Genomic DNA, 13976 nt, shown 5'->3' with positions numbered 1-13976 from the left:
TATGTGGGCCGAAGCCGGAACGGAGTATGGCATTCAATCATTAAGATGAAGTATAGTTTCGACACCTGCAAAATCGACCTTCGGCACTTTTTACGCTTCGTGCGTTACCTCGGTGGTCGCACCCCGAAGATAATCACCAACCAGCAGAAAATAATCCGCCACCCCTGCCAGCACCTGCAGATCGCGATGAGATATCATCCTCTCACCAAATTACACTCGAACGAACCGTAACAATCAAAAATATCAAACGAACTTTAAAACCAACGAACTGCGCCTTTGGCGCGGTCGTCAACTGTCCTTGCCATGCGCGCCCTCGTGTTTGTGCGGTCTGAACCGGGCCAGTTAGCCGGTCAAGGCCGCTTCGCTGCGCTCGCGCCGCAAGCGGTTCGGGCGCGATAGCGCGCCCTCTGCCCTGACCGGCTGCCCGGCCCGGTTCTCCTGGACCGCACACGAGGGACGTCGCTGGCAAGGGCCGGCCGCCCCCTGAGTGATGAAATGAAAACAGGAGACTGAATATGGCCGGATCAATGAATCGCGTCACCCTGATCGGAAACCTCGGTCAAGACCCCGAAATCCGCACCACCCAGTCGGGCGGGAAAGTCGCCTCGATGTCGCTGGCGACGAGCGAAAGCTGGACCGACAAGCACAGCGGCGAGCGGCAGGAACGCACCGAATGGCACCGGATCGTGGTGTGGAACGAGGGCCTGATCGGGGTGATCGAGAAATACTGCGCGAAGGGTGACAAGGTGCTGGTGGAAGGCACGCTGCGAACCCGGAAATGGGTCGATCAGAACGAGAACGAACGCTACACGACCGAAATCGTCCTGAGCTGCTACGACAGTCAGCTGATCCTGCTCGGCTCGCCGAGCCGCGCTGGCCGACAGGGCAGCGAGCGCGCCGCAACCCCCCGTCAGCGCGAGACCGCCGGCGCCACAGGCGGCTTCAAGCCGGGTATGGGCGCTGATCTCGACGATGAGATCCCGTTTTAGGCTCATCCGTCCACTGACCCATGCAGAGCGGGCGATCGGCCACACGCCGATCCCCCGTGCGTGCCCCTCTCTTCCTCCGACCTCGACAGGAGACGACCATGGCTCACGCCATCGCACCAGGTTTCGTGACCGAAGCCGAAATCCGGCATCTCGCCAATCTGCTGAACGTCAACCGCTACCCCGACCATCAGGTCATCATGTCGTGGGGCGAACACCGAATCACCGCCGGCGATCTGCGACGGTTCTGCACCACCGCCATGATCGGTGCCCGCCTGATCGAGAGCAGCGCAGATTTCGCGTTCGCCTGCGGCTTCACCACAGCCCGGCGCTCTCCTGCCGACGCCGACTGATTTTCCCCGGCCGGGCGATGCCCGGCCACACCCCTGAAAGGAACTAACCGATGCCCTGCACCATCACCCTCTCGACCATCCCCGGCCGTAAGACCCCATTCGGCATGACCCTCGCGCTGATGGGAAAATCCCTCGATCGCAGGACGATCGAGGTTGTCAGCACGGTCAACGACATAAAGAGCGCGGTGGCCGATTTCGGAAAAGCGGTTCACCAAGCCCACCCCGATGAGTCGTTCTATATCTCGGTCTCGATCGCCAAAGGCTGCCGCAAGCCCAACGGCTATGATGCGGCACAGAACAAGCACGAATTGGGACAGGAAACATACATGAAAATGGAGGAGCCCGAGTGATGCCCCGCCACCAGCTGATCGACGATATCGAGGCGATCTGTGCCCGCAACAAGGGTGAAGGGTTCAATGTCGCCTGCGACATCCTCGCCGAACTTGGACTGCATGCCCTGACCGACCAGGCGCTCGAAAGCCTCGCCGAACGCTGCCGTTATGAGTTCGGCAGCGGCGGCATGGTGGCCGTTCCATCCGCGCTTCAGATGTCTCTTGATATCTGAAGCGCCTTCATCCGCACCCTCCAATGTGATAGGAGAGACCATGCCTGATTCACCTGTTGAAAAACAAAGCCCCCCAGACTACCCTCATGAGATGGAAACCCGGGTTGCCATCCTCGAGCACTCGACCGCGGAACTGAAATACGAGATCCGCGAGGTCAAGGCTATGGTTCGTGATCTCACGAATACCGTGCTCGCCAAGTTCGATGCGTCCGATAAAGCCATTGCCACCAAATTCTATGCGACAGACAAGGCCATCGCCGACCTTCGCGTCGAGGTTCAATCCGTTCGGACCGAATTGCAAACAGGATTGAATTCCAACCTCCGATGGACTGTCGGCAGCATCCTGGGCTTCGGAACGCTTGGCCTCGGCATCATCGGCCTGCTTCTCAAATTTCACTGATCCGATGATCCGCCCCTTCCGGGGCTGATCACATCCACCTCCCACATCCACCTCCCACATCCTCTGCGACCGATTGAACCGGACAGGCTGGCCTAATCCGGCCATTGTCGCATGCCCGAAAGGTCAATCCCATGCTCCGCCAATACTTCGCGTCCCGCTTCATGGGCGGGAACAACCCGCTGCGCATCGGCACCCTTGCCGTCGGCAACATTTACTACATTCAGGATGACGGCTGGTGGCGCGATGGCTATCGCGGCGCACCGATCTGCCGCAACCCCTGGATCGTCGAAGCCTTCCTCAATGGCGTCTACACCGCGGCCCGCCGAAATCCCGACTCCGGCCGATGGGAGAATTTCTACATCGCCGGCCGCTCAGACCTCGCAATCGTCCGATCCCTCCGCACCGGCAAACGGCAGACCGTCACCGTCCGCGTTCTCCAACTTGCCGACGACGAAGGGCATCACCGGATTTGGCCCACCTATCCCGATCATCCCGCCACGCACCTGGTCGAGCGCTTCCTCAACCGCCGTCGTCATCGCCATGAGCCGCGCAGGAAAGCGGCATGAGCGGCGCATCGGAACTCCCAATCACCACCGGCATGGCGAAATCCCGACGTCTGCTGATCCTCGCCTGCTCGCAACGCGAGCGGCGTGATCTCGCCCGCCCGCTCGCCATCGACTTCTACGACGGACCGCTCTGGCAAACCCTGCGCACCATCGACCACGCCGGCGCCCACGCCCAGGTCGCCGTGCTGTCCGCCCTTTACGGGTTGCGCGACGCCCGGTTCGAACAGATCGCCGATCGCCACTACGATCAGATGATGACCCGCGATCGGGCCGACGCCATGATCGCAGGCGGGATCGCAACACGATGGCCCCGGCCACCGCGCCGAAGCCTGCCCGACACGTTCGGCATCGCGCCCGCTGCGGAAATCTTCTCGATGACCCGCGCCATCGATGGCCCGTTCACAGACGTCGCGATCGCCGGCGGCCACCTCTACATCGACGTCGCCCGCAGCTGGGTCCCGGGCTTCATCAAATCCGGCTGGATCGCACCGAACGCACCGCTCACGATCATCAACGACATGATCGGCCGCATGCGCCAATCGCTCCGACACTGGCTTGTCGCATCCGGCACGATCGACCTCACCGCATCTCCTCCTTCCCGTTCCCCCTGAAAGGATCCCGCCATGCTCACCGCATACTGCGACCGATCGGGCACGATCGGCTTCTGCCGAGCCACCTGCCCGGACGGCACCCTGCCGATCGCCAGCCACGCCCATGACGCCCTGCTCCGAGGTGCCATTGCAGCCCTCGCGCGCCAATCCTACGACACCAACACCCTTCTCGTACCAGGTCTGCCCGAAGCTGGTAGCAGCGAAGCCGCCCTGGATGCGCTGATCGCCTTCTCGGCACTGGTGCACGAACGCCTTGCCGCCGATCTGGGCCAGAAGCCGGGTCAATCCACCAATGCGATCGTCCCACGCGACGGCGACATCGCGCATCGGCGCGGGTTCCGCGCTGACGAGAACCCGTTCATGCCGGGGACGGATCTGCACGCGATCTGGAACGACGACTGGCATTTCCGGGAGCGGTCCATCAACGGTCCGATTGCGAGTGGCGCGCCGGCAACGACGGGGACAGCGCGCGGAGGACAGGGCTCATGAAACCCGCCAATCATTGGCACCAGTGCCGTATCGATGCTGTCAGCGAGGCGATCCGACGCGCCGGCTCAATCGGGGAGATCGAAAGACTCGCCGGCATCCCACCCACAGCGGAAGATCGAACTGCTTTCTGGCTGCCTTTCAGCCATCTGCCCGGCGCATCCGCACTCGATGCAGGAGTGGCCGAACTCAAACGCCGGATCATCGCCGCCCCAACAGCAGCGGCTGCTGGACCGCAGCAAAAGACGCATCGTCGGAAGTGGGAAAATCCGACCGGGCCAAGATAATGGAACAAACCATGACCAGATGAGCCTGCGGCGGTGTCGTCAATTGTCCTCGCCAGCCGCGCCCTCGTGTTCTGCGGTCTGAACCGGGGCCGGCCAGCCGGTCAAGGCCGCTTCGCTGCGCTCGCGCCGCAAGCGGTTCGGGCGCGATAGGGCGCCCTCTGCCCTGACCGGCCGCCCGGCCCGGTTCTCCTGGACCGCACACGAGGGACGTCGCTGGCAAGGGCCAGCCGCCTCCTGAGTGATGAAATGAAAACAGGAGACTGGATATGGCCGGATCAATGAATCGCGTCACCCTGATCGGAAACCTCGGTCAAGATCCCGAAATCCGCATCACGCAGTCGGGCGGAAAGGTCGCCTCGATGTCGCTGGCGACCAGCGAAAGCTGGACCGACAAGCACAGCGGCGAGCGGCAGGAACGCACCGAATGGCACCGGATCGTGGTGTGGAACGAGGGCCTGATCGGGGTGATCGAGAAATACTGCGCGAAGGGTGACAAGGTCCTGGTGGAAGGCACGCTGCGAACCCGGAAATGGGTCGATCAGAACGAGAACGAACGCTACACGACCGAAATCGTCCTGAGCGGCTACGACAGTCAGCTGATCCTGCTTGGCTCACCTAACGGTGCTCGCCGGGAGGACGGAGAGCGCGCCGCAACCCCCCGTCAGCGCGAGACCGCCGGGGAAACGGGTGGCTTCACACCCGGCGCAGGTGCCGATCTCGACGACGAAATCCCCTTCGCGCCCTGCGTCGACTGAAATTCAGACCAGACGCCCCGGTCGCACCGGGGCGTCGTTTCATTGGAGAATTGTCATGGTCATCGACCTGCGGACCGTCGCCCAGCGGTGGTCACACCGCAGCACAACCTGGCGACCGCAGCGCGAGCCGTTCGACCCGCACTGCTACGAGGTCGCCCCAATACCCCACACAAGGGTCGCCAAGGACTTCGTCCTGGCTCACCACTACTCCGGCACGTTCCCGGTCGCCCTCGCCTGCTACGGGCTTTTCGAACGTACCGGCTGGCAGCAACAATTGCTGGTCGGCGTCGTGGTCTTCTCGATCCCCGTCCAGGCCAAGGCCGCCGCAGCCTATGGTGCCGGGAAGACCCCCTTCTGCGACCTCGGCCGGTTCCTGCTCGCCGACCGCGTCGGCGGCAACGCCGAGACCTGGACGCTCCGCCGCGCCCTGAGCCTGTTCGCGGCCGAACATCAGGACGTGCACCGCCGCCCGAAATACCCGCTCGTGTTGGCGTATTCCGATCCGGTGCCACGTACCGATGCGCACGGCAATATCCGGTTCAACGGTCATTTCGGCGGCATCTACCGCGAGAAATCCGCTCTCTACCTCGGCCGCGCGACACGGCGACGGATCTGGCTCACGCCGGACGGCACCGGCCTCTCCGATCGCGCCCTGTCCAAGCTGCGGACCGGCGGTAACGGTGCCGCCTACACCTACGAGCAGCTACGGCGCCACGGTGCGCCGCATCGCGCCAGCGGCGAACCAGATGCGGCCTACGTCAGTCGCGCCCTGCGCGAGGGGCCGTTCCGGGCGGTGCAGCATCCTGGCAACCACGTCTACGCCTTCACCCTCGGCTCACATTCCAGCCGGGTATCCCTCGCCGCCTCGCTGTGCAACGGCGGCCCCTACCCCACCCACGCCGACCCGATGAACACCATCGGCCCATGAACCGGCACATGAAAGGAGAGGAACATGGCCGTGCTCAAACCTCGCGACGAATTCGACTGCGAGGGCTTCAGATGCGTCATCACCCGCACGAAAGGGGATCGCCCCTCAGGTATCGATCTCGACCGCCTCGGCTTTGTGTACGACGAACGCGGCCGGTACTGGTCGCGCATCGTTGTCGATACCCCGAAGCTTCAGGTCAAGGAACGCCAGCACCACGATCATCTGGAGCGGATCGAGCGCCACTACCACGACCCGGTATGATCAGGCTGCGGCCCGATCGTCCGAGCCGCCCGCGTCACTCACCGCGCCGGCCTGGGTTGCCCCGCCAGCATCGACCGGATCGCCCGCTTTGTTCGTCTCGGCACCACGCACGTCGGTTGTGTCAGCCGCTTCTGCTGAACCCTCGCCAGCGTCATTCGCTTGGTCACTCTCTGCGGATCGACACGCGTTGTCGGCATCGATCCGCGCGCGCCGGCGCGCGCGACGGGCGGCAAGCACCGCCCCGGCCGCCTTCCGCTCCGCCTCACTGACCTCACCGGCAATCTCACCCTCGAGGTCATAGCGCGGACCACCCCGCGCCAGTGCGGCAAGATAGCTCGATGTCCTCGTAACCCGCACCAGCACAAGGTCTGCCTGCTCTTCGGTCAGCCCGACCTCGGCTCGCATTGTCTTGAGCCGATCGCCCGTCCCGATCGCCAGCGGCTTGGCTGGACGCGCGACGAGCACAGTATAGCGGGCCGCAACGATGTCGAGCAGCTCGCTCGCCTCGTTCCATTTATCCCGATCGAGCGTCCGCCACTGCCACGCCATCGTCACCTCACCTCATCAAACGGGTCCGGTCCTACGCGTCGGAACCGGCAGTGTTCCGATTTCTGCACACCACACGATCAGCCGCAAGAGCGCTTCCTCCCGTGGCCCTCACCGGTCTTCGGGCGATCACCCCCACAACGCCCATCGATTTCGACAACCGCCAATCTCCGATGACCCGGTCTCCCTGCTCGCGCCGACGCGCGCCTGAAGGAGTGGAGAGCGCCGCCCTCCCCTCCCTGAAGCGCAGCCTACAGCGGGGCAGCGTCGCTCACCGCGCTGGCCCACAGGCCCGCGCGCTCGCAGGCCGGCCCCGCCCGACTGCGCTTCACCCACCCCTCCCGCATCTCGCAGCGTGGCGTCCGTCGAAAGGCGCGACCGCCTTCCGACGATGAACCCAGACCAGGAGCTTCGCCATGATCTCATCCACCGACACCACCGGATACCCGCCCCTGCCCGGCCAGCGATCCGGCACCCGGCGGGGCGACCGTGACAACAACGCCAGCGAGGTCGATCTGCTGCGGCGGACCGTCTCCTGCGCCCTCATCCTCGAACGCGAAGGATGGCACGTCGATCCGGCTGAAAGTTCCCGGCGCGCGGTGAAATACCGCCGCGGCTCCGGCGAGATCCTGATCGTCACCCATGACGACAAGGGCTGGTGGAACCCGCTCGGCGACGAGAAAGGCGATTGCTTCAGCCTGATCCAGTTCCTCCACCCCGATCGCAACTTCGGCCATGTCCGCCAGACGCTCCGCGCGATCGCCGGCATTGCCCCGTCAGGACCGGTCGCTGTTGCCGGCTCAATGTCGGATCGGATCGAGACGGTCTGTCCCTTGGTCCGCTGGCAGGCGAAGCCTGCGCTGCGCCCCTCTACGAAAGCCTGGGGCTATCTCGCTCGGGAACGGCATCTGCCCGCCACCATCCTCGCCGCTGCCGCGGCACAGGATTGCATCCGTGCCGGCGGGTTCGGCTGCGCCTGGTTCGCCCATCGGGACCACGAGGGCAGATTGACCGGCATCGAGGCGCGCGGCCCGGGTTACCGGGGCGTTCTCCGCGGCGGACAGAAGAGCCTGTTCCGGTTCGCGCCCGGCGACACGACCGGATATCCCCGGCGGGTCGCGGTGACCGAAGCACCTATCGACGCCTTGAGCCTCGCCGCCCTTGAGCCAAGCCGGACGGACACGATCTATGTTGCCACCACCGGCGGGTTGGGGCCGGGCACCGTCGCGGCGCTGCGTCAGCTGGTCGGGGAGCTCGGATCCGCCGGCGGCACTCTGGTCATCGCTACCGATGCCGATGCGGCCGGGGATCGCCATGCCGCACGGATCGAGGCGACGATCGCATCGATCGCCGTGACCATCGAAAGGTTGCGGCCACCCGACGCGGCAAAGGACTGGAACGAAGCCCTGACGAGAGCAAGCGTGGGATGATCTGCCCCGCGCGGATCAGGAGGCCAATGGAGGTCACGGCCGTCACGGCCGCAACCGGCTCATTCCTCATGCAATACCCTCAGCCGCCATCGCCGAGGCCACGATCTCAACCGGCTCGACCAAATCCGGACAATCAGTCGTCGCGCGATTGACCGCGCCGGAAACGGGCCACGCGCCCACCGCGCCTACCGTGCTTCGCTTGAGAATACCGGACGGATCCCCCGAAACCTCGCCAAGCCAGACCGGCCAATCCGCTTGATCGATCACCAGCGGCGCCCGAGCATGGATATCCGCGAGTGAATCAGGTGCCGGCGTGGTGATGATCGCCAGCGATAATTCCACCGGAAAATCCCGGTGGGGCCGGCGTAACGAGATGATCCCGCCCAGCGTGATCGGCTCGGCGTCAGTGCGGCCGAGCGCGTACGGCTGCTTCACGCCGGGAGCGATCGTTTTCCATTCATACCAGCAGCGCACCGGCACCAGACAGCGGCGCGATTTGAACGAGCTGCCAAACAGCTTGCTCGCCGCCACGGTCTCCGCTTTGGCGTTGATCGGCTTGATCCGCGCGAGCTCGGCAACCTTCTCCCAGGGTGCCACGAAGCCCCACTCCGGCATGCAGAACTGCCGCTTGCGACCGTCGCCCTGGTGGATCGCAACGACACTCTGACCGGGTGAGACGTTCCATCGCAACGCACGGGGGATTTTCGCACCGGGGATGCCAATCAGGCGATCCAGCGATCCGTCAGGGAAGCTCTGGGCAATCCTGCCGCACATCAGGCATTGGTCTCCCCGGCAGATTTTCCGCCACCCGATACCGCGTTGGCATGAAACGTGGCACGGATCTGATCGAACAGTGGCGGATTGTTGTTGCGCACCCCCTGCCCGTCGATCAGGTCAAGACGGATCAGGCGCTGACGGATTGCGGAGAGGCTCCTGCCGCATCTTATGCTGATGGTCCTTGGCTTCTCGTTGAAGAGAAACCCCTCATAGAGAATGCGGTCCTCGGCCTCGGTCCAGCGATGACCGAGCCCAGCGGGTTTGGTGCCTTCCAGCGCCATTGAAACACCTCATCGTAAACGAACCACGTCATATAGCAGACCACCGATACACCGCCGCTTAGGCGGACAGTGAATATTGACAGGCAATCGGGCCGATTCATTCACCTGACCCCGGCCGGTCAATCAGAGTCCCTGCCCGCCTGCCACGGCCCTGCACGTCCCGGCAAGGGTGTAGGCCGCATAGGGCGGCCCGCGCGCCGATAGAGGCGCGCGCCCTTGCCCGGCCGGTCAGGCCGCGGCCGCGCGATGGTTGTCTTCAGGAAAAAGATAACCCCATGATCAAGGATCAGAAAATGAGCAGCACCTACAATGTGGTCGCGCTACACCCGACACCGACCGCCCTCCTTGCGTCCCACGTCGCTCGGAATAACAAAGCACCCAACGTCCGCACGACGGAGGCCTTTCGCGCCATGCTGGATGCGCCAGAATCGCCTGCCGAACTGACGCTGCTTCGCCTGATCCGTGCCGACGTCTCCAACGGCGCGCTGGCCGGATATATCACCTGGTCGCTCGACGCGGTGTGCAACACCATAGTCATCCGCCAGTGGCCGTCCTGTAGGGTGCTGGATCTCGTGCCCTTCCCGATCAACAAACTCGATCAGGTCGGCCGCACGCTTCGCTTCGCCGCGCGGATCACGGCCGAGACCGCGACGCTCGGCATCGCCGACGATCCGGATCCGGCCCTGAAGGATGAAACCGGCCGCCGGATTGGATCACGCGTCGGCGTGTTCCCCTGATCGGGCCACACGTCGCCATCGAGCCCGGTCCCATTCCAGTATTCCGTCGGGGCAAGGCTGAACTGCTCCCGGACGGAATGGAGACCGAATACTCGCCGGTCGTATCGACGCGTCCATACTGGACGCATTGAACAACGTCTTTCCCGGCACAGCATTCCGGGTAGGCCACGATTGTGTCGGAGCTTCCAACGGGCAGGTCGCCGATCTACCGGAATCGCCGGCGGAAGAAATTGTCGGAACTATTCTGACAGGACGCTACGGTTCGTCAATATATCAGACGATACGCAATGCACGGAGCAATCATCCGTCGCAGCAAACCCTGAATGCCAGATAAACCAGCCAATCATCCGGCAGAACGGCAGTCAGAAAAGAACAAGTTGATCGATAATCAATAAGCAACAGGAAACAACATCATCACTGCCACCGGCCGGCCGGGCCGGCAAGGGTTTCGCCATGCTTGCCTGCCAAGGGGCAGGCTGCGCGTGGCTCAGTTCCCGCGGCTGGCCCCCCAAGTGGGGCGAGACCGCGCCCTTGCCTGCCTCTCCGGCCGGCGGCCGTTCGATGGGGTCTTCAAACAGAAGATAACATCGAAAGGAACACAACGATGACCGACCAAACCCGCATCAAGGTCCGCTACAGCTCGGTGGATCGCCACAGCGAGACCCGCGAGTTCGACACGATCGAACCGGCCCGGGAATACGCCCAATACTGGCTTGGCCGACATCCCGAAATCGGTCGCGGCTACGCGATCAGCGGTGATGGCATCGGCAAGATCGAAGTCACAGGCACCAGCCTCGCCACCCTGTTCCCGGAGGCCGTGTGATGAGCATCGACTTCATGCCGTATGTGTTCAACGCGGCCGAAAACATCTGGCGCATCCCGGCGGGCTGCGACACCGACGATGACCGGTTCAGCATCAACATGTGCAACGCCAATGCGCTTGATGTGCTGGAGAAACTGGGTTTTCCGGAGACAAGCGTCAGCGACGTCCCGGTTCCGATCGATAACTTCCTCGATCGCACGACCCGCGCGCTGCGGGGATCGATCGATCACCCCTCGCCCGCGATGGACGTCCGCACCAGCCAGACCGATTACGGCATGGCGATCATCATCGGCGGGCGAGTGGAGGGGTATGTCCAGAAACGCCTGCACCAGCTCGCCGTCATGGCTCGCGAAAGCCGCGCCATAGGTGCCACCCACATCGGTTGGTCATAAGGAGATGATGATGCAAGAGACCCCCCTCCTTCATCGTCCCTCGCCTGATCTCGGACTGGCTCAGCCAGTCCGATACCGGCTTGCGCCGACGAAACAAACCGAGCGTCAGCCATCAACTCGGGGCATGGTATCAGGCAAACCGGACCAGCGATGATGGGAACGATCGACCGTTCGGCATCATCGTCCAAGACGACGGCATGGTGGCGAGGATCATGCAGATTGCCAATAGAAAGCGGCATAAAGGTCGCCGCTATGTCCGCACCACCATGGGCATGACGAAAATCGGTCGGTGGCAGACAACGTTCGACGGCTCAATGCCCCGAACCTTCACGATCACGATCACCGGCATCCCGCCCATGTTCGTGATTTCCTGCAGTTTCAGCTGACAGATCGTCACATATCTGATCGGATATCACGCTTCGATCGACGCCCTGAACCGGATCCCGATGGGGTTGAACCGGCGTCTCATCCTGAAACTGCTCGACAACAAGGGGATCCACACGGTGGATATGTTCAGCAGCAACGGGGAAGAAACCTTCCACTACCGCCGCGAGAGAGTCGATCTGGAGAACACGGCCCGACTTCAAATCCATCCGATGTTCGATCAGGTGAAGGCGGAAATTCCGACATTCTTATAGCGGATCGACTGGTGGAACCGGCACCATCAGCCCGGCATCTGGAAGATCCCGCTCGCCGGACCACCGGGAACCGGCAAGACCTCGATCATCGAAGCCATCGCGGCGGAATTCGCTCGTACCAAGCCGCGGTCGATAAGACGTATAATTCTACGAAATCGTAAATTTCGGTGAAGTCCGACAAGCTCCTAGCCGGCGACGATCCGATCATCGTGAGGAAGCTGACGCCTGGGTCAGCGGGGAAGGCGAGCCATTAGGGTCACGCCGTCAGCACGCGGCCCCGCGTTTCGGGCAAAGCGAAGGCGGCGAGGAAGAACAGCGCGTAGGCGGCGACGGCGAAAATCGCGATCGCGTTACCGTAGCCGATCGACTGGGTGAGGTAGCCGATCAAAGCGGGAAACAGGGCGCCGAGGCCGCGACCGAAATTATACGTGAAGCCCTGTCCCGAGCCGCGCAGACGCGTGGGGAACAATTCAGTAAGAAACGGGCCCATCGCCGAGAAATAGCCGCTTGCGAAAAATCCCAGCGGAAAGCCGAGCACCAGCATCGCGTCGTTCAAAATCGTGAGCTGGGTGTAGGCGAGGATGGTGACGATCGCGCCCGCCGAGAAAATCAGGAATACCTTGCGCCGACCCAGACGGTCCGATAGCCACGCGCCGGCCAGGTAGCCGATGAAACTACCGGCGATCAGGATCGCGAGGTAGCCGGTGCTGCCGACGACACTGAGGTGACGATCGACTTTCAGGAAGGTCGGCAGCCAGAAGGTGATCGCGTAATAACCGCCCTGCGCGCCGGTCGAGAGTAGGCTGCCGAGCAGGGTGATCATGATCGTCTCACGCCCGAAAATCGTGAGAATGCCGGGCGTGCCGGTTCGGCGCGCGGCAACGGAGATGGCGGGTTCGGCGACGTTGCGGCGCAGATAGAGTACCAGAAGGGCCGGGAGGGCGCCCACCGCGAACATCGCGCGCCAGGCGATGGCGGGCGGAAGGATCGAAAAGATGATCGCCTGCGCCAGCACCGCGATCCCCCAGCCAACCGCCCAGGCCGACTGCACGGACCCCACCGCGCGGCCGCGGAATTGCGGACGGATCGTCTCGCCCATCAGGATGGCTCCCGCCGCCCATTCACCGCCGAACCCGAAGCCGAGCAGGGCGCGGCAGATGATCAACTGGTCGAAATTCTGCACGAAGGCCGATAACAGGCTGAAGAGGGAAAACCACAGAATGGTGATCTGCAGCACCCGCACGCGGCCGATCCGGTCGGAGACGTAGCCGGCGAGCCATCCGCCGATCGCGGAGGCCAGCAGGGTCAGGGTTGCGGCGAAACCCGCGGGGCCGGGGGCGACCGCCCATTGGTGCATGATGGTGCCGATGATCAGCGGGTAGAGCATGAAATCCATGCCATCGAGCCCCCAGCCGCCGGCGCAGGCCCGGAAGGTGCGCCACTCAGTGGGATTCATCGCCCGGAATAAGGCCGCGAGGCTGCCGCTCTCGGCGATAGGAGACGCGGTCTCGATCGTTATTCCGTTATCGGCCATGGTGGTCCTTCCGTATCGGGTCTGAGGGCGGATTACAGTGTTGTCGCGGCGCGGGCCGCCTGATTGTAGGTTCCTGAAAGTCCGCGCAGTAATGCGGCCATTTCGCTGAGCATCGCATCGCCCGGCCCGACGGCTCCGATGGCGGAGACCAGCAGATCCTCGCGGATTTCGTGATAGCGCGCACACAGCGCGACGCCGGATGGGCTGGTGCTGATCAGCCTGTCCTTGCCAGCGCGTGTCACGGTCACGAGGCCGGCGCTTGTTAGTTTGCGGATGACGTAGGTGATCAGATGGATTTCCTCGATGTCGAGGACGAGCATGATGTCCGCGAAGCGCTTGGGTCGGTCGCGATGACGGACTGTGTGCAGCACCAGAACTTCAAGCGGTGACAGACCGGGCATACCCGCGGCGGCCATGCAGCGGACCATCCAGCGTTGATAGGCCATCGCCGCGAGGTTGAGACCGAATTCCACTTCCGACAATGCGGGGGATCGCCCGGCGGCGAGGTGGGCGGAGGACACGACCGGGGCGCTCGCCCGACGGCCGTCTTTCCGGACGGCTTTGTCGGGTAGCATGGCGCCGCTACTGGGATCGATTTTCGCTTTCATGTCACGTACCCC

24 protein-coding genes are annotated in these 13976 nt (G+C 63.5%); 19 read left to right on the top strand and 5 right to left on the bottom strand.

All coding sequences use genetic code 11. The features are described from left to right. Positions 1–515 precede the first annotated feature (515 nt). The 12 genes from ssb (AruPA_RS18105) to AruPA_RS18050 all read left to right on the top strand — a co-directional run bounded on the left by ssb (AruPA_RS18105) (position 516) and on the right by AruPA_RS18050 (position 6198). Positions 516–989 (top strand): single-stranded DNA-binding protein, encoded by a 474-nt coding sequence (ssb, locus tag AruPA_RS18105; RefSeq protein ID WP_265638162.1) that lies wholly within the window; start codon positions 516–518, stop codon positions 987–989. Between the two features lie 98 nt (positions 990–1087). Further along, positions 1088–1339, top strand: coding sequence for a hypothetical protein (locus tag AruPA_RS18100; protein WP_265638161.1), 252 nt, complete (start codon positions 1088–1090; stop codon positions 1337–1339). Positions 1340–1389: 50 nt separating this feature from the next. Beyond that, positions 1390–1689, top strand: coding sequence for a hypothetical protein (locus tag AruPA_RS18095; RefSeq protein WP_265638160.1), 300 nt, complete (start codon positions 1390–1392; stop codon positions 1687–1689). After that, positions 1689–1904, top strand: a complete 216-nt coding sequence (locus tag AruPA_RS18090; protein ID WP_265638159.1) for a hypothetical protein — start codon at positions 1689–1691, stop codon at positions 1902–1904. The genes AruPA_RS18095 and AruPA_RS18090 overlap by 1 nt, the downstream gene beginning before the upstream one ends. A 40-nt stretch (positions 1905–1944) precedes the next feature. Further along, a complete protein-coding gene (locus AruPA_RS18085) occupies positions 1945–2304 on the top strand; it encodes a hypothetical protein (RefSeq protein ID WP_265638158.1) in 360 nt (119 codons plus the stop codon). A gap of 131 nt (positions 2305–2435) precedes the next feature. Further along, positions 2436–2870, top strand: coding sequence for a hypothetical protein (locus tag AruPA_RS18080; protein WP_265638157.1), 435 nt, complete (start codon positions 2436–2438; stop codon positions 2868–2870). After that, positions 2867–3481, top strand: a complete 615-nt coding sequence (locus AruPA_RS18075; protein WP_265638156.1) for a hypothetical protein — start codon at positions 2867–2869, stop codon at positions 3479–3481. Before AruPA_RS18080 ends, AruPA_RS18075 begins: the two co-directional genes overlap by 4 nt. A 12-nt stretch (positions 3482–3493) precedes the next feature. Then, entirely contained in the window at positions 3494–3970 is a 477-nt protein-coding gene (locus AruPA_RS18070) for a hypothetical protein (RefSeq protein ID WP_265638155.1), read from the top strand. Further along, on the top strand, positions 3967–4254 hold the full coding sequence (locus tag AruPA_RS18065; RefSeq protein WP_265638154.1) for a hypothetical protein: 288 nt from the start codon (positions 3967–3969) through the stop codon (positions 4252–4254). Before AruPA_RS18070 ends, AruPA_RS18065 begins: the two co-directional genes overlap by 4 nt. Before the next feature lie 266 nt (positions 4255–4520). Further along, on the top strand, positions 4521–5009 hold the full coding sequence (gene ssb / locus AruPA_RS18060) for a single-stranded DNA-binding protein (RefSeq protein ID WP_265638153.1): 489 nt from the start codon (positions 4521–4523) through the stop codon (positions 5007–5009). Positions 5010–5064: 55 nt separating this feature from the next. After that, a complete protein-coding gene (locus AruPA_RS18055; protein WP_265638152.1) occupies positions 5065–5937 on the top strand; it encodes a hypothetical protein in 873 nt (290 codons plus the stop codon). Between the two features lie 24 nt (positions 5938–5961). Beyond that, entirely contained in the window at positions 5962–6198 is a 237-nt protein-coding gene (locus tag AruPA_RS18050; RefSeq protein ID WP_265638151.1) for a hypothetical protein, read from the top strand. Here the strand turns inward: AruPA_RS18050 and AruPA_RS18045 are convergent, their stop codons facing one another. Further along, on the bottom strand, positions 6199–6747 hold the full coding sequence (locus AruPA_RS18045; RefSeq protein WP_265638163.1) for a ProQ/FINO family protein: 549 nt from the start codon (positions 6745–6747) through the stop codon (positions 6199–6201). 413 nt (positions 6748–7160) lie between these two features. Between AruPA_RS18045 and AruPA_RS18040 the strand changes: the two genes are divergently transcribed. After that, the gene (locus tag AruPA_RS18040) at positions 7161–8174 is read left to right on the top strand and encodes a DUF3991 and toprim domain-containing protein (RefSeq protein WP_265638150.1); all 1014 of its coding nucleotides are present in this window, start codon (positions 7161–7163) and stop codon (positions 8172–8174) included. Between the two features lie 66 nt (positions 8175–8240). On the opposite strand, the gene AruPA_RS18035 is transcribed toward AruPA_RS18040, so the two are convergent. Beyond that, positions 8241–8948 carry an SOS response-associated peptidase gene (locus tag AruPA_RS18035; protein WP_265638149.1) on the bottom strand — a complete coding sequence of 236 codons (708 nt, stop codon included), beginning with the start codon at positions 8946–8948 and terminating at the stop codon, positions 8241–8243. Beyond that, positions 8948–9232, bottom strand: coding sequence for a hypothetical protein (locus AruPA_RS18030; RefSeq protein ID WP_265638148.1), 285 nt, complete (start codon positions 9230–9232; stop codon positions 8948–8950). Before AruPA_RS18030 ends, AruPA_RS18035 begins: the two co-directional genes overlap by 1 nt. A gap of 293 nt (positions 9233–9525) precedes the next feature. On the opposite strand from AruPA_RS18030, the gene AruPA_RS18025 reads away from it, so the two are divergent. The 6 genes from AruPA_RS18025 to AruPA_RS21850 all read left to right on the top strand — a co-directional run bounded on the left by AruPA_RS18025 (position 9526) and on the right by AruPA_RS21850 (position 11993). Next, a complete protein-coding gene (locus AruPA_RS18025; protein WP_265638147.1) occupies positions 9526–9969 on the top strand; it encodes a hypothetical protein in 444 nt (147 codons plus the stop codon). Between the two features lie 604 nt (positions 9970–10573). Next, positions 10574–10792, top strand: coding sequence for a hypothetical protein (locus AruPA_RS18020; protein ID WP_265638146.1), 219 nt, complete (start codon positions 10574–10576; stop codon positions 10790–10792). After that, positions 10792–11184 carry a hypothetical protein gene (locus AruPA_RS18015; RefSeq protein WP_265638145.1) on the top strand — a complete coding sequence of 131 codons (393 nt, stop codon included), beginning with the start codon at positions 10792–10794 and terminating at the stop codon, positions 11182–11184. Before AruPA_RS18020 ends, AruPA_RS18015 begins: the two co-directional genes overlap by 1 nt. A gap of 80 nt (positions 11185–11264) precedes the next feature. Continuing rightward, positions 11265–11570, top strand: a complete 306-nt coding sequence (locus tag AruPA_RS18010) for a hypothetical protein (protein ID WP_265638144.1) — start codon at positions 11265–11267, stop codon at positions 11568–11570. Positions 11571–11636: 66 nt separating this feature from the next. Continuing rightward, the gene (locus tag AruPA_RS18005) at positions 11637–11822 is read left to right on the top strand and encodes a hypothetical protein (protein ID WP_265638143.1); all 186 of its coding nucleotides are present in this window, start codon (positions 11637–11639) and stop codon (positions 11820–11822) included. Positions 11823–11825: 3 nt separating this feature from the next. Next, positions 11826–11993, top strand: a complete 168-nt coding sequence (locus AruPA_RS21850) for an AAA family ATPase (protein ID WP_408858943.1) — start codon at positions 11826–11828, stop codon at positions 11991–11993. Between the two features lie 85 nt (positions 11994–12078). On the opposite strand, the gene AruPA_RS18000 is transcribed toward AruPA_RS21850, so the two are convergent. Further along, positions 12079–13356, bottom strand: a complete 1278-nt coding sequence (locus AruPA_RS18000; protein WP_265638142.1) for an MFS transporter — start codon at positions 13354–13356, stop codon at positions 12079–12081. A gap of 32 nt (positions 13357–13388) precedes the next feature. Beyond that, entirely contained in the window at positions 13389–13964 is a 576-nt protein-coding gene (locus tag AruPA_RS17995; RefSeq protein ID WP_265638141.1) for a winged helix DNA-binding protein, read from the bottom strand. Between the last annotated feature and the right edge of the window lie 12 nt (positions 13965–13976).

Origin of the sequence: Acidiphilium sp. PA (assembly GCF_026191915.1) — a bacterium.
In the GTDB taxonomy this organism is placed as follows: domain Bacteria; phylum Pseudomonadota; class Alphaproteobacteria; order Acetobacterales; family Acetobacteraceae; genus Acidiphilium.
This window is presented reverse-complemented; position numbering and strand designations above follow the sequence as displayed.